Source organism: Shewanella sp. SM87, from assembly GCF_025653705.1.
GTDB lineage: Bacteria > Pseudomonadota > Gammaproteobacteria > Enterobacterales > Shewanellaceae > Shewanella > Shewanella oncorhynchi.
Map to the genome: position 1 here is coordinate 72,046 of NZ_JAKKSC010000003.1, position 24,520 is coordinate 96,565.

Annotated in this window: 18 protein-coding genes; 7 read left to right on the plus strand and 11 right to left on the minus strand. The window is 45.4% G+C overall.

The features are described 5' to 3' along the window. Positions 1 to 118 precede the first annotated feature (118 nt). The 3 genes from L5M11_RS03335 to L5M11_RS03345 are packed head-to-tail and all read right to left on the minus strand — an operon-like array spanning position 119 to position 4,988. Positions 119 to 2,860, minus strand: a complete 2,742-nt coding sequence (locus L5M11_RS03335; RefSeq protein WP_263191343.1) for a family 20 glycosylhydrolase — start codon at positions 2,858 to 2,860, stop codon at positions 119 to 121. Continuing rightward, a complete protein-coding gene (locus L5M11_RS03340) occupies positions 2,857 to 3,699 on the minus strand; it encodes an ROK family protein (protein WP_173245922.1) in 843 nt (280 codons plus the stop codon). The genes L5M11_RS03335 and L5M11_RS03340 overlap by 4 nt, the downstream gene beginning before the upstream one ends. Next, positions 3,696 to 4,988 carry an MFS transporter gene (locus L5M11_RS03345; protein ID WP_173245919.1) on the minus strand — a complete coding sequence of 431 codons (1,293 nt, stop codon included), beginning with the start codon at positions 4,986 to 4,988 and terminating at the stop codon, positions 3,696 to 3,698. The genes L5M11_RS03340 and L5M11_RS03345 overlap by 4 nt, the downstream gene beginning before the upstream one ends. 517 nt (positions 4,989 to 5,505) lie before the next feature. On the opposite strand from L5M11_RS03345, the gene L5M11_RS03350 reads away from it, so the two are divergent. Then, a complete protein-coding gene (locus tag L5M11_RS03350; RefSeq protein ID WP_263191345.1) occupies positions 5,506 to 6,480 on the plus strand; it encodes an AraC family transcriptional regulator in 975 nt (324 codons plus the stop codon). A 9-nt stretch (positions 6,481 to 6,489) separates the two neighbouring features. Here the strand turns inward: L5M11_RS03350 and L5M11_RS03355 are convergent, their stop codons facing one another. Together L5M11_RS03355 and L5M11_RS03360 are read right to left on the minus strand one after the other, a co-directional pair. Further along, positions 6,490 to 7,995, minus strand: coding sequence for a tryptophan halogenase family protein (locus L5M11_RS03355; RefSeq protein ID WP_263191348.1), 1,506 nt, complete (start codon positions 7,993 to 7,995; stop codon positions 6,490 to 6,492). A 67-nt stretch (positions 7,996 to 8,062) separates the two neighbouring features. After that, positions 8,063 to 10,699 (minus strand): TonB-dependent receptor, encoded by a 2,637-nt coding sequence (locus tag L5M11_RS03360; RefSeq protein ID WP_263191350.1) that lies wholly within the window; start codon positions 10,697 to 10,699, stop codon positions 8,063 to 8,065. A gap of 342 nt (positions 10,700 to 11,041) precedes the next feature. On the opposite strand from L5M11_RS03360, the gene L5M11_RS03365 reads away from it, so the two are divergent. From L5M11_RS03365 to L5M11_RS03375, 3 genes are all read left to right on the plus strand, one after another. After that, complete coding sequence (locus L5M11_RS03365; protein ID WP_263191352.1) at positions 11,042 to 12,181, plus strand: polysaccharide deacetylase family protein; 1,140 nt, start codon at positions 11,042 to 11,044, stop codon at positions 12,179 to 12,181. A gap of 213 nt (positions 12,182 to 12,394) precedes the next feature. Then, positions 12,395 to 13,171 carry a hypothetical protein gene (locus L5M11_RS03370; RefSeq protein WP_263191355.1) on the plus strand — a complete coding sequence of 259 codons (777 nt, stop codon included), beginning with the start codon at positions 12,395 to 12,397 and terminating at the stop codon, positions 13,169 to 13,171. A 129-nt stretch (positions 13,172 to 13,300) separates the two neighbouring features. Further along, complete coding sequence (locus tag L5M11_RS03375) at positions 13,301 to 13,705, plus strand: DUF3224 domain-containing protein (protein ID WP_263191356.1); 405 nt, start codon at positions 13,301 to 13,303, stop codon at positions 13,703 to 13,705. Positions 13,706 to 13,972: 267 nt separating this feature from the next. Here L5M11_RS03375 and L5M11_RS03380 read toward each other — a convergent pair whose 3' ends face one another. Both L5M11_RS03380 and L5M11_RS03385 read right to left on the minus strand, forming a co-directional pair. Then, positions 13,973 to 14,527 carry a BON domain-containing protein gene (locus tag L5M11_RS03380; protein WP_263191359.1) on the minus strand — a complete coding sequence of 185 codons (555 nt, stop codon included), beginning with the start codon at positions 14,525 to 14,527 and terminating at the stop codon, positions 13,973 to 13,975. A gap of 276 nt (positions 14,528 to 14,803) precedes the next feature. Beyond that, positions 14,804 to 15,259, minus strand: a complete 456-nt coding sequence (locus tag L5M11_RS03385) for a glutamyl-tRNA reductase (protein ID WP_263191361.1) — start codon at positions 15,257 to 15,259, stop codon at positions 14,804 to 14,806. Between the two features lie 246 nt (positions 15,260 to 15,505). Here L5M11_RS03385 and L5M11_RS03390 point away from each other — a divergent pair, with 246 nt between their 5' ends. From L5M11_RS03390 to L5M11_RS03400, 3 genes are all read left to right on the plus strand, one after another. Then, positions 15,506 to 16,876, plus strand: coding sequence for a sigma-54 interaction domain-containing protein (locus L5M11_RS03390; RefSeq protein ID WP_263191362.1), 1,371 nt, complete (start codon positions 15,506 to 15,508; stop codon positions 16,874 to 16,876). Between the two features lie 109 nt (positions 16,877 to 16,985). After that, a complete protein-coding gene (locus L5M11_RS03395) occupies positions 16,986 to 18,062 on the plus strand; it encodes a major royal jelly family protein (RefSeq protein ID WP_263160693.1) in 1,077 nt (358 codons plus the stop codon). A gap of 233 nt (positions 18,063 to 18,295) precedes the next feature. Then, positions 18,296 to 18,955 (plus strand): hypothetical protein, encoded by a 660-nt coding sequence (locus L5M11_RS03400; protein ID WP_173245898.1) that lies wholly within the window; start codon positions 18,296 to 18,298, stop codon positions 18,953 to 18,955. Between the two features lie 50 nt (positions 18,956 to 19,005). Here the strand turns inward: L5M11_RS03400 and L5M11_RS03405 are convergent, their stop codons facing one another. From L5M11_RS03405 to L5M11_RS03420, 4 genes are all read right to left on the minus strand, one after another. Beyond that, on the minus strand, positions 19,006 to 20,685 hold the full coding sequence (locus tag L5M11_RS03405; RefSeq protein ID WP_263191364.1) for a diacylglycerol kinase family protein: 1,680 nt from the start codon (positions 20,683 to 20,685) through the stop codon (positions 19,006 to 19,008). Between the two features lie 144 nt (positions 20,686 to 20,829). After that, positions 20,830 to 21,024 (minus strand): hypothetical protein, encoded by a 195-nt coding sequence (locus L5M11_RS03410; protein WP_028760637.1) that lies wholly within the window; start codon positions 21,022 to 21,024, stop codon positions 20,830 to 20,832. Positions 21,025 to 21,047: 23 nt separating this feature from the next. After that, the gene (locus L5M11_RS03415) at positions 21,048 to 21,224 is read right to left on the minus strand and encodes a DUF1328 family protein (RefSeq protein WP_028760636.1); all 177 of its coding nucleotides are present in this window, start codon (positions 21,222 to 21,224) and stop codon (positions 21,048 to 21,050) included. A 529-nt stretch (positions 21,225 to 21,753) separates the two neighbouring features. Beyond that, positions 21,754 to 24,519 carry an NACHT domain-containing protein gene (locus L5M11_RS03420; protein WP_263191366.1) on the minus strand — a complete coding sequence of 922 codons (2,766 nt, stop codon included), beginning with the start codon at positions 24,517 to 24,519 and terminating at the stop codon, positions 21,754 to 21,756. Position 24,520 lies beyond the last annotated feature (1 nt).

Below are 24,520 nucleotides of genomic sequence, written 5' to 3' on the forward strand. Positions count from 1 at the left end.
TGCGCTGTTATTGAAAAGCCTCAATGTAAGCTCATGCTTAACCTATCGACCAGTGGTATTAATAGTCAATTAACGTATCGGCCATCACATGTGATGGCCGACATTGTGCGATGAACGATTAGAGGGAGCTTTGCCAAGTCGATGGGCGAGAGTAACGTGCGCCATCTTTGACTCTGGCGCGGATGTGTTTGACATCATTAAGCTTGAAAGCTTGGCGGTAGCTTAGCCAAGGTCCTGAGTCGAGTTGGTATTCCAACTCGGCATTGGGATATAAGCTATTGACCACTAACTGCTGATGTTCAACACGTATCCCAGGCGGTGATATGCGATAGAAAATTCCCGCTTTAGCTAACTTAGGTTGTACCTTATTGGCATAAACTGCGGCGAAAATTTGCCAATCCTGTTTGAGCACTTGCTCGGCTTGGCCCTTGAGTTGGCGGGCGAAATGTTGAGTTTGCTGACTATAGATTTTACCTTGATAATCATAGGCTAATTCCCATGGCGCCCTATGCCATGCCCGTTCGGCGAGGGCGACCATGCGCGGGAATAACATGTATTCTGCTTGCTCGTCCGATTGCACCATTTCGCTCCAAAGATGCCCCTGCAAGCCGTAAAAACGGTGTCCCGGTTTAAGCTGGCTGTGGCTATCGTCCGACACAAATGGCTGATTTAAGCTATTGTGCCAGCGCTCGGCATGGGCGGGCAGGTTGTCGGGCATAAAGCTAAACACCTTAAAACTGTCTATTGCCCTCGAGGCCCAATGATTGCCGCGCTCATCTGGATGGCTAGCGTAGGGGAAATCGAAATAGGTGACTTCTGGCGTTGAGATAACGACCTTCCAGCCAAGATTTGCTTGCTTATGGGCGATTTGATGGCCGTTGTTTGAAATCTGCGACCAAGCGTTAGATTGCACTTGGGCGGGCATGTTTTCGGGGCGCACTTCACCCATACCATCATTCCAACCAGCGGCAATAATCCCTTTATCTGCCAGCATGTTAGCAACGCGCTCGATAAAGTAACCATTGAGTGAATGCAGTCCGGTTAACTCATCGGCTTTTTGTTTTTTCATTGCGATACACGAGGGAGAGTCGACCCAAGCGCCTGCGGTTTCATCGGCGCCTATGTGGTAATGCACTAAAGGAATGCCTACGGCTTGGTGCATCTTTTTAACTTCATGAATCACAGTATCGATAAAGTGATAGGTGCTCGGCAGACACACATTGAGTGTGTTGTCGTGGTAATACTGAATTGACGAATATTGGGTTTTATCTGCAAATTCAGTCAGTAAAAACTCCTCCGCCTTAGCTTTGTCTCCCTTGGCGAGGTAATGGTGATAACGCGCCTCCATGGATTTTATTGCAGCGCGTGAATGCCCCGGCATGTCCAGTGAAGGGATCACTTCGATATGGTGAGCATCAGCCAGTTGTAATATTTCTTGGTATTGCGCCACGGTTAAGTAGCCATCGACGGGGTTTACGTCCGCTATGCCGCTGCCCAGTTGTGGCAATAAACAGCTTTGCTCGGTTAAATCGAAACAGCGTTTTGCACCCACATCGGTCAGTTCAGGTAAGCCGGGGATGGCTAAACGCCAGCCTTCATCGTCGGCTAAGTGCAAATGCAGCTTATTGATTTTATAGGCGGCGAGCTGTGGGATAATGCGTTTAATAAAATCGAGCGAGTGAAAGTTACGGGCTAAATCGATATGTAGGCCGCGAAAGGCGTAGCGAGGCTGGTCTTGAATATCGATGGCGACCAGTTGATCGTCACTTAAACTGATCAACCCAGCTAGGCTCTGTAGGCCATAGAAGAGTCCCGCCTCAGTGCTCGCTCGAATACTGATTTGCTCAGTCGTTATGGTTAACCGATAGGCTTCGCTGCTTTTAATTTCACTATCATGGGCTTCAGTGCTGGCGACCTTAGGTGCTTGAGTATCGAGTTGCAATAATAGCGGCGTGCCTTTGTCCTTGGCCGAAAAGCCTAAAGAATCGAGGTAATTAAATGCCGCCTGCCGTCCCTTAAAATCGACAGTTGCAGCCGTGAGTCGATAACCTTTAGCAAGGGATAAAGGCGCCGAGTTTAGGCTTTGGCTATGAAGTGGCGTGGGGATGAGTTTGCCGCTAATGTCAGGTGCTTTGTCTGCGGCTAAGGCTTGATATTGCTCTGCTAAATACTGGCCATCGGCAAAGGGGGTTGCATCGTTTTTTGCCAGTAAGAATTGTTTCTCGGCATTAAAAAGCGCGAGGTAGTCTTGCTCGGCTAAACCTGTTTCTTTATCGCGCCTTGTTTGAGTGCTCTTTATGACCTGCGCCTTATCGCCCATAGCGACAAAGAAGTTTGGCATAAACTCGGAACGGGTGATTTGGCTGCCTTTGCTGTAAAACTCAATGCGATAAACTTGATTGGCGACGAAGCCCTTAAAGCTGGCTTTAGGAGTGATTTTATGTAAATCACCATTGATATGCTCAATGCTAAAGTCACCCGCATCGACGAAATAAACGGGGGATAATTGGCTGAAATAAATTTGCCAGTCGCCGTGATTTAACTCTTCGCTGGATAACTTGTCGTTCGATAGCTGAGTGGGCAAGGTCAGCTCAATGGCGGAGCGATAGCATTGGGCTTCTTTAGCGGGACAGGTTTCAAGATAACTAGCGGTTAGCTGATAATTTAATTGGAGCTTATCGGCCAATTGATTCAGCGCGACATGATTTGCCTCCTGCACAGCATTGGCGGCCTGTACTGATGGCATAACAAGTATTGAAAGCACCGACGCCACGGGAAGCACTGCCATGACCCCGCTGACTAAGGCCGTCTTAATCCTCTGCCACTTTATCATCCCTTTCTGTGTTATTTGTCCTTTCACTTAGCTGAGTCCTTTTGTTGTAAAAACCACTGCGCGGCACCTATGAGGGCTGCATTGTGATGTTGGCTGGCTGAAATCGTCAAGTCTGTCAGTTGCGGGCCATACACTAAGCTTTGCAATTTCTGTTTAAGCGCTTCAATAAAAAAGGGAAAGCTTTGGCTGACTGAGCCGCCAAGGATGATATCTTTGGGATCGTATACCAGTAAGGTTTGGGCGATCATGTGCGCCAAGTGTTCGCCAAAATGGGCGAAGGCTTGTAGCGCTTGGCTGTCACCTTCACAGGCTTTTTGGTACAAATGCTCGCCACTCATGTGATGATGAGTGGTGAAGTATTGCCCCGAGCAGTAGTGCTCAATAATGCCATCACGATAACTCAAACTACCTATTTCACCTGCGGCGCAATGTTTACCCGAATACAGCTGACCATTAAAAATCACCCCAGCGCCTACGCCAGTGCCTAAGGTAATCCCGAGCATGTCTTGATTGTGATTGAGTACAGCTTCGCCGAGGGCAAAGAGGTTAGCGTCATTATTCACAACAACATCCATTTCAAAGGTATTTTGCAGTTGCTGGGCTAACCGCGTTGCCGTTAGTGCTGGGATGTTGAGCACTTCGAGTAAAGTGCCGCTGTGCATATCCACCATACCGGGCACCCCGATGGAAACTCCATTGGTTTCAGGCGTGAGGTGGCTGTGGATACAGGTCACGAGGAAATCGAATAACTGTTCGAAATTGCCATCGGCGGGAACAGGATACCGCCAAGTGTCGAGTAAGGTTTTACCTTCCACCTGTGCCAACATCAGTTTAGTTCCCCCAAGATCTAAACATAGGACGCTCATAATAGCTTGTTGCCTCTCGTGTTGTTTGTTGCCATCGGCTCGTCATTCTTTGAGGCCGCTTTTGTTGAAAATAATGTGGTGTTTTTAATTAAGGGACGAGCCGTTAGGGCGACATAGCCTATGTATGCCATAGGAATTAACAGCACTAACATCCCGAGCCGTAATTCGCCGGACAGCTCACTGATAACACCAATGATCGGCGAGATAAACGCGCCGCCGATAATGCCGGTACAGAGAATGCCGGCGAATGATCCATGATCTTGAGTGCGCGAATTAAGCGCCAGCGAGAAGATCACCGACCACATGATAGAAATGAAAAAGCCAACCAATGGGAAACAAATTAATGTTAGTTGGCTCGGCCCCCAAATCGCCACCAGAAAACAAACCAGTGAACTAAGGGAAAAACTGAGCAGCAAGATCTGACTGTCGATAAGTTTAAGTAGTAGCAAACCGAGTAGGCAGCCGAGCGTCATGTAAAACCAAAAATCGCTAACTACATTGGCGCCGACACTTAAGGTATCAAGACCATGATATTGCAGCAAAAAGACTGAGATACTGTTAGCAAGCCCTTGCTCAAGCGCAACGTAGGCGGCGATAGCGAAGAAGAATTTCAAAACGGTTTTATCTTTGAAAAGGCGTAAATGGGTCTCGAGGGCACCTGCCGACTCATCTGCCAGTTTATTCACTTTGGGCATCTTCACTAGGCTGGCAAAGAGCACCATGGCGAGCGCGACCACGGCGAATAACCAGTACATGGCGAGCCAACTCATGTTCTCTGGCAATAGCTGTTGCACATAGTTGGCTGATGCAACACTGGCTTGATCTAAGGCGACAAAATGCTGATACACCAGCGGCGCTAAGGTCGCGGCGCCGCCAAAGGCAAGTTGGGCCAGTACGGAGAAAAAGGCAAAATGCTCTGGCCCCGCAGCTTGTCGCAATAAGGGATTCACTGCTACCTGCAATAAACTCATGCCAGTGCCAATACAAAACAGGCTAAACATGGCGATGCTAAAGGTGGGCAGACACACAAAAGTCACGGCGCCGATAAACGCTAGGCTAAAGGCTAAGATGATCACCCGTTTTTCACCGTACTTGTCCACCAAAATTCCCGCAGGAATCGATGTCACTCCGTAGGCGATAAAAAACGCAAAGGGAAATAACCCCGCCAACGTCAGGCCGATAGCATAACTGTCAATTAACGCAGGGAAAATCGGCCCCATACTGTTGGTCATCAAGGAAATCACAAAGAAAGTACAGAGGACAAACAGAATGATGAGTTTGTGTTTCATGTGCTTAGCCAATTGAATGAAGTGAAATTCATTGTGGACTGACACTCGCTATGGCGGTGATACGAATGGTGCCTCTGTCGATACTTTTCTCACATATGCAAATCCTGTTCGCGCAGATTTGGCTGATTTACATCAGGTGCAGTTAATACGAGCTGTAGATACTGGCGATAGATACGAGTTGCAGATAGCTGCTGCGGATGAGCATAGATAAAGCTGTGTTTTAGTATCTGCTGATAAAGTGTTTACTTGTAAAATAGTTACCTTTAATTAACATTGGATAGAATAGTATTAGAGTAACGGAGTTGAGTATCACAGTAGGGCTGACTTGCTATAGACAATAGTGCGCGAGGCACAGCGATTTCGCCGAGCTGATAGGTCAAGGCTGGCATTTAAAAATAAGGTCTAAGTGATTGAATAATTTAACAGGATGGAATAACGGCTAGCTTGAGTGAGTGGCGTTGATGTGTAAGGGCTGATTGAAGCTAAGGTAAAGGAATGAGTAACTGGAGTTTAATGGATGAAACCTCTGTGTGAAAAAGTGATCCCCGATGAAAACAGCTCTTGGCGTTACTTTCGTTATGAATGGGACCACATGGATCTCAACTGGCATTATCACCCCGAGTACGAAATCTGCTTAACCCTCAACAGTTATGGCATGCGTTATGTGGGCGATCATATTGCCCGCTATGGCGATTATGATTTAGTGATCATCGGTCCAGACATGCCCCACGGCTGGCAATCCGAGGCTAACCTTGATGTTTTAACTAACGAGGTTTCAAAGAACGATTGTTTGAAAGGCGGCGCTTCAACTGCGGTCGGTTTGAAAGAGCCCGTTTTGATGGGCTCCGCTTCGAAAAGTCGAGTGAAGGAAGTTGTGTATGTGGCGCAAATTCCCGCAGCCTGGCTACACCAAATTGTGAATGAGCAGCGCGAGTTAGCATCCTTGCATTCGCTGTTGACCCATGCCAAACGGGGCGTGTTGTTTAGTGAGGAAACGGCGCGCAAGGCCCATAGCGTGTTTATCGCGATGGAGACGGCTAATCCCTTTAAACGCTATATATTGTTATTGGAATTATTAGCATTATTACAACAGGATAGTCAGCAAGAACTCTTGTCTAGTACCTTGTTCACTCACGGCAGTAAGCTCGACTTTACTGTGAAAAAGCTCGATAAAGTGATTGAGCATATTTATGACAATTACACTCAGGCCTTGTCGGCACAGGATTTGGCAAAGTTAGCGCACATGAGCACCAATCACTTCCATCGCTTCTTTAAAAAACGCACCGAGAAAACCTTAACTGAGTTTATCAATCAACTCAGGATCGCTAAGGCGTGCAAGTTATTACTCTCGAACCAGAGCCCGATTTCAACCATCAGCGATCAGTGTGGTTTCAATAATTTATCTAATTTCAATCGACGCTTTATTCAATTTAAAGGCGTTACGCCGAGTCGCTTTCGTCAGCGCTTTAGCAGTAAACAAAGGGCGATTTAACCCTTACTATCACGAATGCTTAGGCTGAAAATACTGCTCCACTAAGGTTTGGCAGTATCTTATTGCCTGGGCGGTGATGTCCGCTGAAATCGGCTCAAATGGGCGCTTCAGTTCGGGGTCGTGGTAATCCATTCCAGCTAACAGCGCATACCAAGAGGGGCGAAAGTAGGCGAGTTGCTGATCGTATTGGTAAAGCAGTAAATCAAAGTCTTCCCCTTGATACCAAGCTTGCAATAGTTGCGTCAGCCTTTGGGAAATGGCGACTTTTCTCGCTGCCACCCAATAAGGTTCGCTGCGCTGACTGGTGACATAATGGGCCTGAATGTAATCCTTTATGCCGAGCACTAACTGCATTACTGCTTGATTTAATGTTTGTCGACTTAAGGTTTCTGCCTGCTTATTTAATTGATAGCGCTCGAATAATGACATAAATCTTTCAAGGGTGAATTGGGTCATCATGATCGACGTGGCTTCGAGCGGTTCGATAAAACTTTGCGCAAGTCCTATCGCCAGCACATTGTTGTGCCAAGCCTTGTCACTGACGCCGACCCGCAGCTTGAGAAACCGCACTTGGGTCGACTCGGGTAAATTTACACTGTGCAATAATTCCTTAGCCGCGGCATTGGCACTGAGGTGGCGACTGCTATAAACATAGCCATTACCAAGCCTGTGGGTGAGGGGGATTTGCCATAGCCAGCCCGCACTGAGCGCCGTGGCGCGGGTATGATACTTGACCTGCTGTGCTTGGGTCTGAATGGAGTCCATTAATACGGGTACAGTGACGGCGCTGTCGTTGAGTAACTCCTCGGCGAAGGATTGAAAGGGCACGCCTAGGGCTTTATGAATTAACTTAGCGCTAAAATCGCTGGCATCGATAAAAAAATCGGCGTTAAGTTGTTCACCATTTGCCAGGTTCAGCGTCTCAATCTGCTGGTTTTGGGAGGTTGACACCTCAACCACATCAGCGATGATCTGCCGCACGCCGCGTTGGCAGGCATAATCTTTTAAGTAGTTGGCCAGCTCAGTGGCATCGAAGTGATAGCCGTATTCGTTGGTGCAGGGCAGTTTTTTATTCGGCCTTGGGCTGAGATTGTGTTTGGCCAGTACACCGCTTGAGAAAAATGCATCGGGTTTAACGGCATTGCCATGCCCTCGGCGTCTTGCATTGGCGTTGATAAAAAAGACTTCGGCGGGTTTTACATCCATTTGAAAATAGAAAGGGTGGAAATATTGCTGCCCGTCACCATTCCAATTGATAAAGTCGATGCCGGTTTTATAGCTGGCGTGGCATTGTTCCATCCAATCTTTTTCGCTAATGCCTAAGTTGTCCATAAAGCGTTTTAAGTGTGGCGTCGAGCCTTCGCCAACGCCGATAGTGCCTATGTTGTCCGATTCCACTAAACAGAGTTCAATGGCGGCAAATACGGGGTTATTCGCGAGGGCGGCCGCGGCCATCCAGCCTGCGGTACCGCCACCTAAGATAATGATTTTTCTGATTGCTTGTTTCACTTTCATGGCTTATCCCCGCTGCATTATCAACGCAAAAAGCCGACCCTAAGGTCGGCTATAGTGTGACTCAAGTTTAAAATTTGTAGCTGGCACCGACGAAATAACGTGAACCAAATTCGATGGTATTTTGCGTCAATCCATATTTAACATCATAGGATTGCACCACTTCATTGGTTAAGTTAACCCCTTCGAGTGAGATATCTAAGTTCTCCATTGCATGCCAAATAATCGAGGCATCGACTTGTTGATAGCTGTCGTTTAACACGTTTTGAATATTACCCACGCCTAAGTATTCTGAACGCCAGTTATAGGCGATACGGGCGCTGAACAGATCATCTTCGTAGAAGAGTGAGCCGTTGAAGGAGTTTTCTGACACGCCTTCAATCATTTGTTCAGTGCCATCGGGGCGAGTGCTCTTACTGTCAACATAGGTGTAGTTGGTCAAGAAGCCAAAACCGCTTTCAAAGTTATGCTGCAGCTGGATTTCAAGCCCAGTCACTGAGCCGCTGCCGCCGTTGGCTGGGGCTGTGACACGGCATTTATCCCACTCGGATTCTGACGCGCCGCAACCTTCGATATATTGCGTCGACTCAGTGACAAACACTACGTTATCAATATCTTTGTAGAACAAGGCCGCCGACAGCATAGAAGATTCAGTGAAGTACCATTCGATGCCAAGGTCAGCTTGATTCGCCTTATAGGGTTTTAAATTTGGATTACCGCCGGTCGCAGTACCAAAGTTTTTCGCTATCGCTAACCCAGGTTTAAGATCGCTGTAGTTGTTACGTGCCATCACGGCAGAGGCCGAGGCTCGTAGGATTAGATCTTCTTGTAGATCGAAGGCGACGTTGATACTCGGTAACCAATTATCGTAATTAACGGATTCATTGTAGGGTTTGCCATCGGCAAAACCGGTTGAGGTTTGGTCTGTGTTAACGTAACGCAAACCAAAGTTACCACGATAGAATTCGCCGCTGAAATCCGCTTGGGCGTACAAGGCCAACATATCCTCTTCGACAGTGAAGGTGTTACCGAGATCGGCGACTTCCACTAACTCGCCATTGGCGTATTTCTCGCTGATAAACGCCCACCATTTGTCTTCATCTAACTTGGCATAGGAGTCGAGTACATTGCCGCCACTCTGGGAATGCAGGCCAGACAGTACGCCATCGCTCCAGTTGGCTAGGTTGCCATTGGGCACAAAACCTAAGATTTCTGCGGGGTTACGGTTGAAGGCATTACGCTCGAAATCACTGGTGTTGTATTTAATCCCGACCGCAATTTTATTAATAAAATCATGATCGAGTTGATATTCGAAGTCAGACTGTGCGTAGGTGACTTTATGATCTTGCACTGTGGTTTCGTAGTTGGCTTCCTGCGCATGCTTGAACTGGCTAGCATCGTTGGCATCTAGGCTCGTGAGCACCACTTGATAGGGACCTGTGGCATCGTAACTAAAGCCACCATCGACACTGCCTTGACCATTAGGGAAGGCGGGATCGCCAATTTTGCCGCCTTGGTCCGTCGCAGGGATCCACCAAGAAGATGAGCCGCCTTGGGTGCCGCCATCTGAGGTCGATTGGCCAATGACGCCACTTACCGTAAAACTGTCTCCGACGTATTTTCCGGTTAAGTTGAGTACGTCAGATTTCATATTGACCGCGTGGCGTACCACAGGGTTATAAATAATCGACGCATACGCTGGCAGAATCGTTGCCGATGCTGTGCCGCCTTGGGTGTTGTTCACTACGTTGGTGGAGCCTGAACCGCGCGCGCCAACGGTAAGGAAGTTGTGGTTTACGTGGGGGATATCGAGTTCGAAATTAAAGTAATCTAAGGTGAACTCTGTTTTTTCTGTCGGTGCAAATTGCAGTGTGACTTGGGCACTGGTCCGTTCACGTTCGGCCCTAAATGCTTGTGAGCCAATCCCCCATGCTCCTACAGTTGATTCTTGGTTTTGTGCAGGATCAGCGGAAAAGTACTCATAGTAACCGCTGAGCGATTCTAATACATGCCGACCACTGGTGAGTTTTTCTACTGAGTAAGCGCCTAAAATACCAAATTTTTCATCGTCATTTTTCCAGCTTCCGACGAAAGATCCACTCGGATCTGTTTCATCGTACAGGCTGCTTTGGCTCAACTCACCCGCCACTTGATAAGTGTGAGCATCGAGATCTAAGGGCTTACGGGTTTTGAGATCGACAGTGCCGCCCAGCGCACCTTCTTCAAGGCTAGCGGTTGGCGTTTTGTGGACTTCAACCGCACTGACTTGCTCGGCTGACAATAATTCCATGTTGAAGGTACGAGTGGCAGGACCAAGATCATACCAAGAGGTGCTCGCAACGGTTTGACCGTTCAGCAAAATACGACTCTGTTCTGGCGCTGTACCACGAATGGTGACCCCACTCACTTCACCGTATTGCCTATCGACCGTCACCCCAGAAATTCGCTGCAGCGCATCACCGATATTTTTATCGGGAAACTTACCGATATCTTCCGAGGTGATAGCATCGACCGTGGAGTCGGCGAAGCGTTTGGTATTCATTGAGGCTTCAATCGAGCGACGTATGCCGCGTACTTGGATTACCTCAATATTTTCTGCGGTTGCCTCTTGTTGCTCCGCCGCGATTGCGGTTGAGCTCATCCCGAACAAGGCGTTAGCGATACATAATGCGAGCAAAGAGCTCTTAAATAGTTGACCTTCTGACATGTTATTGCATCCCTGTAGTGCTTTTGTGTTGTTTTTTTCTCCAGTTAACTTACCTGTTATCGAATTGTTGATGCGGTACTTTTCACACTAGGATTGGTATTTTTCTATTGTCTTTGAAACCTTGGGTAAGAGGATGGTTAACTGGGTGCAAAGGCAGGATTTATCGACTTAGCGTAGAAAAGTATGGCTTGTTGCTAGGATGGTATAACTAATGCTGGTGGGATTACTCACTATAGATAAGCTAAACGGATGAGTGAACTCGCTGTCTACAGGTTATGAATTAACCAGTGCGTAAAGAGAACTAACTTATTCATCTTTAAACATTATTTATAGGATGAAATCATGAAACTGAAATCGATAGCCGTTGCAGTTGGGCTTTGTGTTGCGAGCTTGAGTACTGGCTTAAGTGCGGCCTACGCCAGCGATAAAACCATTTACCTTACCTTTGATGATGGTCCAATTGACGCGACCTTAGGGCTGTTAGATGCGTTAAAGGATGCCAATATCAAGGCGACGTTCTTTATTAATGCGTTTCATATGTATGGCGAAGGGGATGAAAACGAGGCGTTAGCGGCTGTCGCTCTACAACGTTTGCTAGATGATGGTCATATTTTGGCAAACCACAGTTACGATCATATGCTGCATAACTGCACTGATGGCGTGCAATCTGGGGCGGCATATTGTAATCAAGTTGGACTCTGGCCTGTAAAGTCCTATCAAGATGCGGCCACCGATTTCACCTATTTTGTGACGAACACGGCCAAAGTGGTTGAACTTATTCCTAATGCCGCCAGTTATCCCAATAACAAGATGACTAAGTTGGCACGTTTGCCTTACACCAATGGTTGGCGAGTGACCAGTAAACTCAAAGGCGATGGCTTGTGTGCGACATCCGATACTGTGCCGCCTTGGGACCCTGCTTTTGCTTGTACCGCAGAAACCTCGACCAACAGTTCGCAAGTTGCGGTGCAAATTCAAAACATGCTCGCCGAGAGTGACTATAAAATATTTGGCTGGGATCTCGACTGGGGACCAGAGGATTGGGGGGGTGCCTTTCCTGCTGAATCAATGGCTGATGGGGTTGAGCTGGTGGCAAAAGTCAATCAAGTGATCAACACCTGTGCGGGCACCACTATGAATCCTCTTAACAGTCGTACGCAGAACTTAGATTGTAGTGATGGTTTACATAACGGGAAAGTGGTTATCTTGACCCACGACTTCCTGTTTGAGAATGCTCACCGCGGACAAGGTGCAACCATCAACTTGCCTAAAATTAAGCGTTTTGTTGAAGAAGCTCAACGTCAAGGGTATCGTTTTGATACGCTAGATAACTATGCCCCTGCTTGGCAGGATCAGCATAATTATCAACTACCTGAGTTTGTGTCCTATCAAGATAAAATCTATTCCTTAGTGCAAGCCCATTTCTCCCAAAGCAATTGGCAACCAAGCCAAACCCCAGCCTTGTGGAAAAACGAAAAGTAGTGATGTATTGGGCTGAGTATTTACTCGGCCCATCATATTGGTCGAGTAAAAGGCATGTTGCTGAACTTAGCCTGACAAAATTCAAAATAGCGGCATTTTTTACACTTTACCCACTTCGCTTTAACTCAGTATCTGTAATACTGCTCCGACATTGATTTGAAGTTTATCGGTGTTAGAAAAGTAGCGCATAACGAGCGCGATTGGGGAGAGAAGATGAGTACGTTTGTAAAATTAACCATAGCGGCAACCTTAGTGGTATTAGCCTTACTTGCTGCGGGTATTTACCGTTTCAACATGACCAATGATGATATTTATATGGTGATGGAAGATGGACAGGTGATGCAATACGATGAGGCCATGGCGCATGAAAAAACTCAGGCTCAGGCGAATGAGATCGAAACTGTGACACCTTTTGAGGTAAAGCCTGTGGCGAATGCATCGGAAGTGATGCTCAAACTCTTTAGCTTAAATACCGCCAATCCTGTTGAAATAACGCTGCCTGAGGGCGACAAGTCCGTTGCACTGACACATTTTATTAAGATCAAGCAAACAGAGTTTGCTATGGGCGACTACCAAGATGGTGAGGTAAAAGGTCGAGCATTACTCGATTACTTGCGCATTACACCGTTAAATTTCGATCCAGCTCTAGAGCCGGACACCCAAAGTGACGCACCGATTCAAGATGATCCTAAAATGCAAACTATGCCCTTTGTGGCGCCCTTTATTGTGACGACTCAAGGTTCAGGCGTATTTTGGTATCTTGGATTGTTTAATCTGGATTTTAAACACAATAGCTTGAAACACTTAGGCAGTGTCATGCTTGGCGATCGAATCGAAGTTGATAGTATTGAACCTGTTTATCCTTTTGAAGCCCCATTCAAAATTGCTGTGACTTATCGCGATAGAGCGTCTGACCAACCTATGTCTGAAAGCCCTGAAATAGTCAAAACCATAGAGATGGTAGTGAGTGAGACCAGCATACATAAGTAGCGTGTAAATGCCATTATGGATCTACGCAGGCTTATGCTAAGTTGTTTTTCGGTCAGTGGGTGATGTTTGCTTCAATAGCAAGCGTTAGCAGGTAATAGGTCAGCATAAGATTTCGACAAGGAGAGTGTCATGCAAGTTAGCAAAATCACTGGGAAATTTGATGTTAAGCTCACTCCTGATAGCCCCTATGCTACTGGTATTGGTGGTGTGACGTTAGGACGTATGGGCTTAGATAAAACCTTTTATGGTGAGCTTGAGGGTCGCAGCAAAGGGGAAATGCTCAGTGCTATGACGTCAGTCAAGGGCTCAGCTGGCTATGTGGCCATTGAACAAGTGGTTGGTAATTTGTGCGGTAAGCAGGGCAGTTTTGTATTACAACATTTTGGCATTATGACCGATGGACAAAATCGTCTGATCTTAGAAGTGATACCCCATTCTGGGGCGGGGGAGTTGCTGGGGTTAACTGGCACTATGACCATCAATATTGAGAATGGCCAACATTTTTATGTATTCCAGTTTGACTTTGAAGCTTAGTTTGGCTTTGAAGCTTGAGTAACGCCTGCGTTTTAGCTCAGTGTTCTGTAACTCTTCTCCTTTATGATCATTCGAGTCATCTGAATTCACCCTTCTTAATTTAAGCGAGTAAGTCTTTTCGATTGAGTCTGAAAATGGACATAAAAAAACCAGCTGAGGCTGGTTTTTTTGATTCTTTTTTCATAAAGCACTATCGAACCTTGAGTCTAGATCGGTGTGCTGTTACTTAAAATACGTTTAATTTAAAAAATGCCGTTGTCGCGAGAGTTAAGACACTTTTTTAACAACTTTAATTTTATCAACGACCTTTTTCACATCGTCGGTATTTTCGGCAATTTTCAGTGCTAACTGACGTTCTGCATCGCTGGTAACTTCACCTTTCAATGTGACTATGCCATTGGCAACATCCACATTAATTTGGGTGCCGGATACGTCAGTTGAAAACAGTAAACGCGTTTTGATGACTGTGGCAACTTTAGAGTCAGTTAAGGTGGCAACAACTTCACTGGTGCCTTCTTTTTCATTCATCACAGTGAGTTGGTTATCGACATCTTTCACCCCATCTAAGCTCTTGATGAGCTCTGTGGCGAGGGCTTTATCCACACTGCTTTCCACTTTACCTGTTAACGTCACTTTACCATCTTTGACATCTGTAATGATGTCGAAGGAATTGAGATTCGTGTTGAGCAGTAAAGTGGTTTCTGCTTTTCCATCGATCCACGCATCCTTGGTTCCGCCTTTCCAATCTTGGGCGGCGGCCACATTTAAACTGATTGAACCGACAAGTAAAGCCACTAGTACTGATGCTGTTGTAGTTTTCATAATCATATCCTCCGTTGTTTTCTCGAAGCTAGGTAATGCGCCAATCGTGCCAATGTTTTTAAAATTATGATTTTTAATGGTTTAATTGTTTTTTCTGGCGTTTTTATACCTTGGCATTTTCCTTTAGGTCGGTCTTTTTTACCGACAAAATGTAATTTTTTCTGGCATGTTGAGCCATCATTCGAGCATAAAAAACCGCACTCATCAGTGCGGTATTATGTCTGTAGTAAAAGTGGAGGGGAGTCGGTTAAATATGGCTCACTTAGCGACAGGGAATTAATGGTGATTGAGCGATCCTGTACCGTCGTAACTCATTTGCAGCCAAGCGGCGCCCTCTGCAAGTTGGTTTACAAGTTGTGGCTGATGCGCTTGCCTTACTGCTTGTTTTATTTGGATTAGCACTTGCTGCTCTATATCGACAAGGGCGGTCATAGCCTGCGAAATTTGGCACTGTTGCAGCAATTCTGTTGCTTGAGTATAAGTGACGGGCACGGTGTGACTTAGGCCATTAATTGGCTCGTCAGCCAAACGTCTCAGCTGTTCAAACCGAGTTAACATTCGTTGGTGGATGTTAGCTTTGGCGGAAAAAACACGCTTAAGATTATAGTCTTCGACATACCTTCTCGCTTGGTTGTAAAATGTGAGTCCTTCCTGATTCAGCTTGATGATTTCATCGATCAACATGATATCGGCGCGGATATCAGTCTGATGTTGCACAACATTAGACTTCATTATGGGCCTCCTAATGCCAGTGTTCGACATAGATTGTTTAACTGCTTGGGTAAACTGATTTTGTTTCGTTCAGCTACCATGCATATTCTGTTCTCGTTTTTAATGATATTTTAACAGGCTGATTTTTAGACTGATATTCTCAGTTCATCGAGATATCATCTTAGAACATCGGCAACTATTACCGTTGCTGTTGTTAAAATTTCATGGCTGACATACAGTAGTTTTTCATACAGGGAGTAGATACGCATGGCTCGACTGACACTTTTTTATCACTTGCAGGATGTTAGCGCCGAGCAAGCAATCATCGAACTTGCTGGTGCTGCTGACTTTAATAAGCTACGCAGTGTCGATGACTTGCCTTGGATAGAGCAGCTAGGGGCAAATCACGTCGATGTTGCCATTATTGAGTTATCCAGTCTTAGTCGTGAAGATTACCTTGTGCTGCTGGATAATGCGGCCATGTCAAATATTGAGTTTATTTTTCTCTCCGACGGTCAGCCAAACCCCAATCTTGATCAGTTAATGTCTCATTTTGCTGGTTACCACTTTCGCAAACCTTACGATATGCCGCTAATCAGCGAAATTTTTGCTGATTTTGCACAGTATTTAGCATCATCGCCTAATCGACAGCATCCTTTTGCTAGCGAGCTAGACCAATACGGTTTGCTTGTTGGTTCATCAGCTCCTATGCACAAGCTATATCGCACAATTCGTCGCGTCTCTGCGACAGGCAGTAATGTGCTGATTATTGGGGAAAGTGGGGTCGGGAAAGAACTGGTTGCTAATACCATACATCTTGCCAGCCCTAGGGTGAACGAGCCTTTTATTGCGATTAACTGTGGTGCATTAAGCCCAGAATTGGTCGACAGTGAGCTGTTTGGTCATGTCAAAGGCGCATTTACGGGGGCGAATCGGGATCACAAAGGCGTATTTGAACAGGCTGAAGGCGGGACCTTGTTTCTCGATGAAGTCACCGAAATGCCGATTGATCATCAAGTGAAGTTACTCAGAGTGTTGGAAAATAGCGAGTATCGTCCTGTGGGTGGCGACAAAGTGCAACGTGCAAACGTACGTATTGTGGCAGCGACTAACCGTGATCCCATAGTGGCGATAGAGGCAGGGCTATTTCGAGAAGATTTGTACTTTCGTTTGGCCCAGTTTCCCATTCGCGTTCCGCCCTTACGGGAACGTGGCGAGGATATTATTGGGCTTGCGCAGCATTTTCTTGCCTATCGTAACGTGGCCGAAAAGCAGAATAAGAGCTTAGCTGAAGACTGTATTCAGATGATTGCTAAGTACCCTTGGTCTGGTAATGTGCGCGAATTAAAACATGCAATTGAGCGAGCCTATATTCTGGCCGATCAGGATATTTTACCCAGCCATTTACAGCTACCTCAGACGAATGAAGTGGGTTTATGTGGTGGTGAACAAGTTGTTATCCCCCAAGGCATGCGCTTAGATGATTTAGAGAGAATCGCTATTTATCAAGCACTAGAAACCACTCAAGGTAATAAAACGGATACCGCCGAACAACTGGGGATCAGCGTTAAAACCCTCTACAACAAGCTTAGCAAGTACGAGCAGCAAGTCGAGACCGGTGAAACGACTGCTGAATAAACATTAATTATCAAATTAATATTGAAACAGAGCTAAGTTTTATACTCTTTTTTTTGTAAATAATAACTCCTATTCTACAGCCCTTAAACAGAAAAAGCGGAGATAGAATATGAAACACTTATTAACAACAGCATTATGGCTTTCTTTGACAGCCAGTAGTTTTGTAAACGCCACCCCAGCAGTAGGAAGTCTTGAAACAGTCGCTGAATTGCCAATACGACCTGGCAATGTCAGCGTCACTGCACAAGGTCGGATTTTTGCCACAGTACATCCATTTGATACACCATCAGGTTTGCAATTGATTGAAGTTAATCGTGAGACCAACGCTTATAAAGCTTGGCCTTCAATGGATTTGCAAAAAACATCGACAGCCAATACTGCTCAATTTGATACCTTATTAGGTATTGCTCAGGACAAGGCTGGACACCTCTGGACCGCAGATATGGGGTTAGAATTAGGCCAAACAAGGATTTGGGGATTCAACATTAAGGACGGCAGTCTATATAAACAAATCGTCCTACCACAAGCTCTCGCGCCTAAAGGCAGCTTTATGCAGGATTTGGTTGTCGACTCTCAAAAAGGCTGGATTTATTTAGCTGATATCGCCAACCCTGGCCTCTTAGCGGTGCGTATCGACGATGGTCATACAATACGTTTTTCAGGTCATAGCTCGCTGCAGGCCGAAACGGATGCAGTAATGAACATAGATAACAAAACAACATTGTTTAATGGCAAAGTCGCCAGTGTAGCGGTCAATCCAATCAGTTTATCTGCCGACGGAAGTACACTCTATTATGGTGCAATGAATGGCACTCACTGGTATCAGTTATCGACTGCAGCTTTACAAACAGGCAATAATGATAAAATTATCGCCACGGTAAAATTAGTCGGAGCCAAGCCTGTATCAGATGGCGCAGCAACGTCCAAACAAGGTAATCATTACTTTACCAATTTGAACCACAATGCCATTTCCATGCTAGATAACAAAGGCACACTAACAACAGCGGTCAGTTCTCCACTACTGGATTTTCCAGATAGTGTGCAATTTGGTGAAACAGGCTGGTTATATATTTCAGTGAATCAATTGCATAAAGCAAAAGCCTTTAATGGAAAAGCCGAAACAGCCAAACCGCCTTATCGCATCATGCGACTCTGGACCGGTGAGGATACTGCTGCGGGTCAATAACACCTTAGCTGCAACTGCAAAGTTGCAGCTTATATTTGCAGTATGAGTTATATCGCAACTGGTATTTACGTTGATGTGAGTCTTTGGTTTAACTCGAAAGCGTCTAGAAATGAGTTAGGTGTTGATTGTGCAAACTATCAATGCCTCTTATTGTTACTGGCACAGGTCAATATTGAATGGTGAGATAATTTTTGGAACAAGGAACAAGGAACAAGGAACAAGGAACAAGTTCAGTGAAACTCAATCAACCTTCTAAAAATGCATTTTATATTCAAACTCTGAGTACTCAGTACCGACCTCTATTATGGCTGTTTGCTGCTGGGTTATTACTGCTTGGTTTACTCTGCGCCAGAGCAACCTATTTACAACCCGATCCGATACTACAGCTCGTTCTCGGCTGGGTAACACTGTTTCTATTGTTACCCGTGTTACCGACTGCGTTTGTTCAGCAACAGTGTTGGTTAGATGCTGAGCAACAGCAATTGTGGCTCGGTAAAGGTTTATTCAATGGGAGGTATATGGGATTGTGGCGGTGGCGTTCCTATGCCTTTTCGGACATCAAAGCAGTGCAACTTTATCAGCTGCAAATCACCCGCTGGCATCAGATCAGCCGCAATCGCCAAGCGGAAGATACTGTCCAACATTATCTGGCTTATTTAGAATTGCACCAGCCCAACGGTGCTCAATTGATATTGGGTGACAGTACTGATAGAAAGGAATTACAACAAGTTCTACAGCAATGTGCGCAGGCAATAGACTGTAAATTTCAGGATTTTAGTAACACCACTCAAAAATCACTTCCCAAAGGTAGTGAATTTAATTTCATGCGGGTACTGGTTCTGCTGGTTATATTTATTTTGTTGAATATTTTATATTTTTTGTTCGTTCTATAAATGCCCAGTCATCCAGCCTAAAAAGTTAGGCTGGATGTCCTCCACAACGATCACTCATCTTGCTCTGTGGTTTCCTGATAAGGAACAAACACTTTAAGAGATGCTGGCTGGACTTCAATAGTGAGATCCGCTGGCTCAAATACTTCACCATCAATCACATATTTACACTTAGGCTGGCTGCTGATGGTGACCTTTTTAGCATGTGCATGATGGACTTTACTTGCACTCGCTTGTTGATCTCGCACATTTTTATTGCCTTCTTTTACCCATCCTGCAATCGCTAATTCAGCGAGGCTAAGCAACTGCTCTTTGGGTTCATCGCCAGCATCCAACCAAGTAATGTCGAGCAAACCGTCGGTCATGTTTGGTTCGCCATCGCCCTGCGCCAACACGCTGGTAAACGGTGCGGCATTGGCAACGATTAGGCTATGGGTCGTCAATGTTGTGGGTTTTGCATCATCTAAGCTGAGCTGGATGGTTAAAGTGATATCGGCATTCACTGCGCGCCATAAGCCATCGAGGTAGGCAAACTGGCCGAGGGCATTTTTACGCTCACGGTTTGCGGATTCAATCATTTGTTGCTCAAACCCTATGCCCACAAGCAACAACACTAACGCCTCATTACAACGCGCGGTATCAATGGCTTGGCAATGCCCTTGAATAATATTATCCAGCGCCTGAGAGATAGGAATAAGCTTACTGCCTAAACCAAAGAGGGCATGGCTGAGGGCATTAGTTGTGCCAAGAGGAATGATGCCTAAGACGATATCCGTATCAACGATTTGAGAGGCCACTTCAGTCACAGTACCATCGCCACCACAGGCGATAATGATATCAGCGCCTGCATTACGGGCTTGCTCGGCGAAGATATTTGCAGTTTCGTCTGCTGTTGTGAGTTTTAAAGTCAGGTCAAAATAGGCTTTGAGTTCATCTTTGATTTGCTCGCTGTATTCTTGCCATTTCCCGCCACCAGAAACTGGGTTGGCGATAATCCACGCCACTTTGTGGATGTTAATTTTCCCTTGACTGAGCATGCGATCAAGCGCGCGTAATTGCCATTTGTTTAAGCCAGCGGTTTTGCGGATTTGCTTTATCTGCTGCAGTACTTCGGCGAAGTGCTGTTGTTTATCTTTACAAACCAAATAAGCGGCGAGTACCAGCACTGAGCGGCCACGACCCATAGCACAGTGGATGAGTACCTGTTTATTGGCGCGCACTTGGCGGTGCAGCCAGTTAACGGCTTGATTGAGTTGGGCGCTGGTCGGTACGCTATGGTCGAGGATGGGAATATTTAAATACTCGATATGATCTTCAAATTGCGACCAATCTAAGCCATCAAATTCAGCGGTGACATCCAGAATGGCAGTGATCTTATTGGCTTTAATCTTTTCCAGATCTGCGGAAAAGAGTCTACAGCCGAGATACAGATGTTCATCAATCCTCTGCATGGGTGGTACTGAATCGTATTTTCTGGCCCAGTGGTTATAGAGTCGACTACCTAATAAAAAGGGAATAAAACCCCAACGAATATACCAAGGGATAGTGCCATCTTGGCGTTTTCTAAAAATACTGGCGAGATTAAACCAATAGGCTGAACCGACTAAAAACAGTGACAGACTTGTCCATGCACAAATGAAAGTGAGCAGGGGAGAAGTGTCTGTTACTGCAAAATAGGCTAACAATACTGCACCTGCAGTGTACAAATATTTGATGTGGATCTTCGTTAGCATGCAAGTCCTCCAATGCCATTGTTCTTGGTTAAAATCGTTGCACTTGAATGGATAGATGTCGAGATGAGAGATGCAGAAATGAGCGAGTCTAAACCAAAAGGGTGGCAGTAGACGAGTCTATTGCCACCCTAAAGTGAGATTTGTTTAGCACTTAGTATCTTTAGCTTTAACACCTTCTTTGACTTCTTCACAGGCATCTTCGATAGCGTTACCTGTATCAGTCATTACTTCATCGATTTTTTCGCCCGCGTCTTCGGCTTTGTTATCACTACAGGCCGTTAAACCTAGGGCGAGTAATAATGCGAATGCTGCACTTGTCATCAGGGTAAATGGTTTCATATCTATCTCCTTTTCTAAAAAAATTATAGTCGCGGTGATTTACCCTTAAGGGCATTGATCAGCAGAGAAATCACTAATAACACAATAAATATGAAGAAAATGATTTTCGCTATTCCCGCCGCTGCGCCAGCAATCCCAGCAAATCCTAACAACCCGGCAATCACGGCAACAACTAGAAATACTAATGTCCAACCTAGCATAATAACCTCCTGCCCTTGTATTAATCCTTCTCATGACCGTTTGTGTCACTTGTAAGGTAACGGCTAATGGCTCTTACTTGATTGCGATCTTAATGCCAACTTTAAAAATTTTAAGTAGTTAATTGATTTTAAATATAATTTAAATCATTTTATTTAAAATGGTGTGAGTGAATTAAAAGAGGGGTAGGCAATTTTTACCTAAGCTTCGGTAAGAGTTTCAGCCTAATACGTTGAATCAAAGACTGTGAGCTGATGTCGTCCATAAGTAAAGACAAATAAAAGCCGACACTGTTAATTCGTGAATCAATTCATTAATTAATCAGTGTCGGCTTGTTCTCTATGGGCTTTTTAACGCCAAGCAATTACTGTGGTTAAAAACGCGCGGCGCTCAATGATTGCTGTCATCAAAACCTCCCTGTTTTGATGAGCCATCATGCGAGTGTGCTAGATGCGAGCGAGTGCAGCCGTGCAAATCGGATAGCGTCATGACTTGCTAATATCATTGAATTAAATCAACAAACTATCCTCGTCAATCAAGATGCACTTTGATGTGTTCGGGTAAGTTTTGCAGGCTTGCCGCATCAAGCTTACATCCGCTAGCTAACACTTCTACTAAGCTTGGTAGTTTGGCCAGTGGCGTGAGATCGGTCACTTGAGTGTGGGATATATCAAGGCACTTTAGCCCTATTAATTTTTCTAATGGCGTTAGGTCTGCGATAGAAGTGTTGGCTACTTCTAAATACCATAAGTTTGGCATGCTTGCTAAAAATGCTAAGTCCGAGACCTGAGAGTTATTTAGCCAAAGCAGTGTCAGCTCCGTTAATTTCGCCAGCGGCGTCAAATCTGCTACATCTGTATTGTTGCATCCGAGAAAATCAATTTGAGTTAAGTTGGTTAGTGGCGATAAATCTGACACATTTGTTCCATTGAGCATAAGAGTCTTTAGCATTAGCAGTTCCGCCAATGGCGTTAACTCGACCACTTGGCCGTAGTTCATATAAATAGTTGTTAGTTTTGATAGCCCTGTTAGCGGCGTTAAATCAGATACGGCTGTGTTTGAGAAAGATAGGCTTCTAAGCTCGGTAAACTGGGTTAGCGGTGTTAAGTCTGAGACTTGGGTATTATCGAATTCGAGAGTGTCCAGTTGCTTAAAATCTTTCAATAACTGTAAGTTATTAACTTGGGTATCATTTAAAATCAAATACTTTAAGTTGGGCCATAGTTTCAATGGACGTAAATCAGCAGATTGCACGCCGCTTAAATTGAGACCTAATACATTCTCATGCCCATAATGTTCGAAGGCGGCTGCGATCGCCCTGCGGCTTAGACTGTCTACCTTATCATAATCCCGGCAAAGCTCGGGCCATAGGGTATAGATTGATGCCGAACCTTTATAAAATTCGCGCAAGTTATATATCCACAATTCAGTGGCTTGCCCTTGACGGTCGTTGGGCGCTAGCTTGACCGCAGGGTTAAGTATGATTTTACTCAGTAAATGGAGTGCATAATCTGGTTTCTCTCTAAAACGCTTCCTTTTGTCGGAGAATTTTTCAGCAAGCAGATCTACTGAACCAAATAGTTTCTTGATGAATTGGCTGTGTTGCTGACGGCTGTTGCCGTTTTGAGAATAATCTTCAAACACCAACTGCCAGCATTCGAACCAGCTTTGGTTGTTACAGCTGTAGGTTAAGGAGTCGACTAACTTTACATTGCAACTCAACTGTGACCATTGTTGGCTAATGAAGTGGGCGGCAAAATATTCTTGAAAAGACAAGTGACTGAAAGCAAATACTGCCTCGTGCCCTTGCTCGGCATCCTGCCCCCTGTCGATCAAAAAGCCAGTACGGCGCTTGATATAATCGATTAAGTTTTTGGCGGTTTTCTGGCATTTGCCTTTATCTTCATAGACTTCTTCTAGCTCTTTAGCGAAGAATCTTGTCAGTTCACTTTCTGTAAGGCTGGTGACGCGGCTAACATCATTATCAAAATAGAGGTTTTCAATTTGAACATTGTTGTTACCAGTTTTACCTAATAATTCACTCAGCTTCCCTAACTGCATCGCATAGGCCAGTTTCGCTAGCCAGTTGCGTATGTCGGTATAGTCGAAATCTTCGCTGTCGATAAAGTTATTTTTTATGCCTCTGGCCCTGTCCATGCTAACCAAATAGGTCTCGATGATTTTCTGGTAGAGTTCTGCCCGACCATTGGGCAGGCGACCACGGCGTTGTTGAATAAAGCAGATCATATTCAGCAGTACAGGAGTGCGCGATAAGTTATTGAGCGCATCGTTACCGTCAAAAGCGGCCTGTAGATCGTCGATAAACTGCGCTTGTGCATCGCTAGTGTTTACATAGATTTTGCACCATTTTTGGCTAAACTGGAGTCGCTGCTCATTATTGAGTGGCTGGATATAATAGAGCAGAAAGTCATGTAGTTGGGATGCATCAGTCTTACGCTTAAGTCTGTTTGGATTGGCTCGCTTAACGTTAAGCCCATCTTTAGCCTGAATATCAAATTCATACGCCTCATGTAATTCGTGTAAATCTAGTGGCTGATTGTTATCAATATTGACAAAGGGCCAAAGCAAAGAGGCGTCAAAACCGACCACCCGCGCGGTCATAATGCATCGGCATGATGGATATTGGCTAAACAGAGCTGCTAGAGTTTGCCCCAGATTCAGCATTTCCTGCTTGCCGATTTCATCCAATCCGTCGACCAACAGTAAGACCTGACCATTGGCCATGGCCTCAGTGAGCTTATCTAGATCCAACAGTTCACCAAGGGAGCCTAAATAGCCCCTTATATTGGTGAGAAATTGCTCCGTATTATTGTGCACAGTGAGAAAGGCACGAAAATCCCTCACCCTTAAAAGAATTGGCAGTAAGGGCCCCATGGCCTGTTGCACATAGTTACTTCTATGGTGGGCTAGGCTTATTGCCAGCCAATGCAGAAAAGTCGTTTTGCCTATCCCTGGGTCGCCTAATATAAATTGCCGTGGTTTTGCAGCTAACAGCTTGGCTAGGCTGATATTGTCCTTGGCCTGCAGCGTTTGCTGCGCAGCATCGAAGTTCTCGGCGCTGGTGGCACTATTGCCAAAGCTTGGCAGTACGAAGAGATCATCGATAAAGGCACTGTCTTGATCTATATCGGCATCATCATCCAATAAAGCTAGGCCTTGATTATTCAGGCAACCATAATAGTCTGCTAATTGGCGGCAATAACGGTCAAATCCTTCACGGTAAAGGTCAATAAATTTGCTTTTATCCGAGGGCTCAAATTCAGGGAAATACTTCATA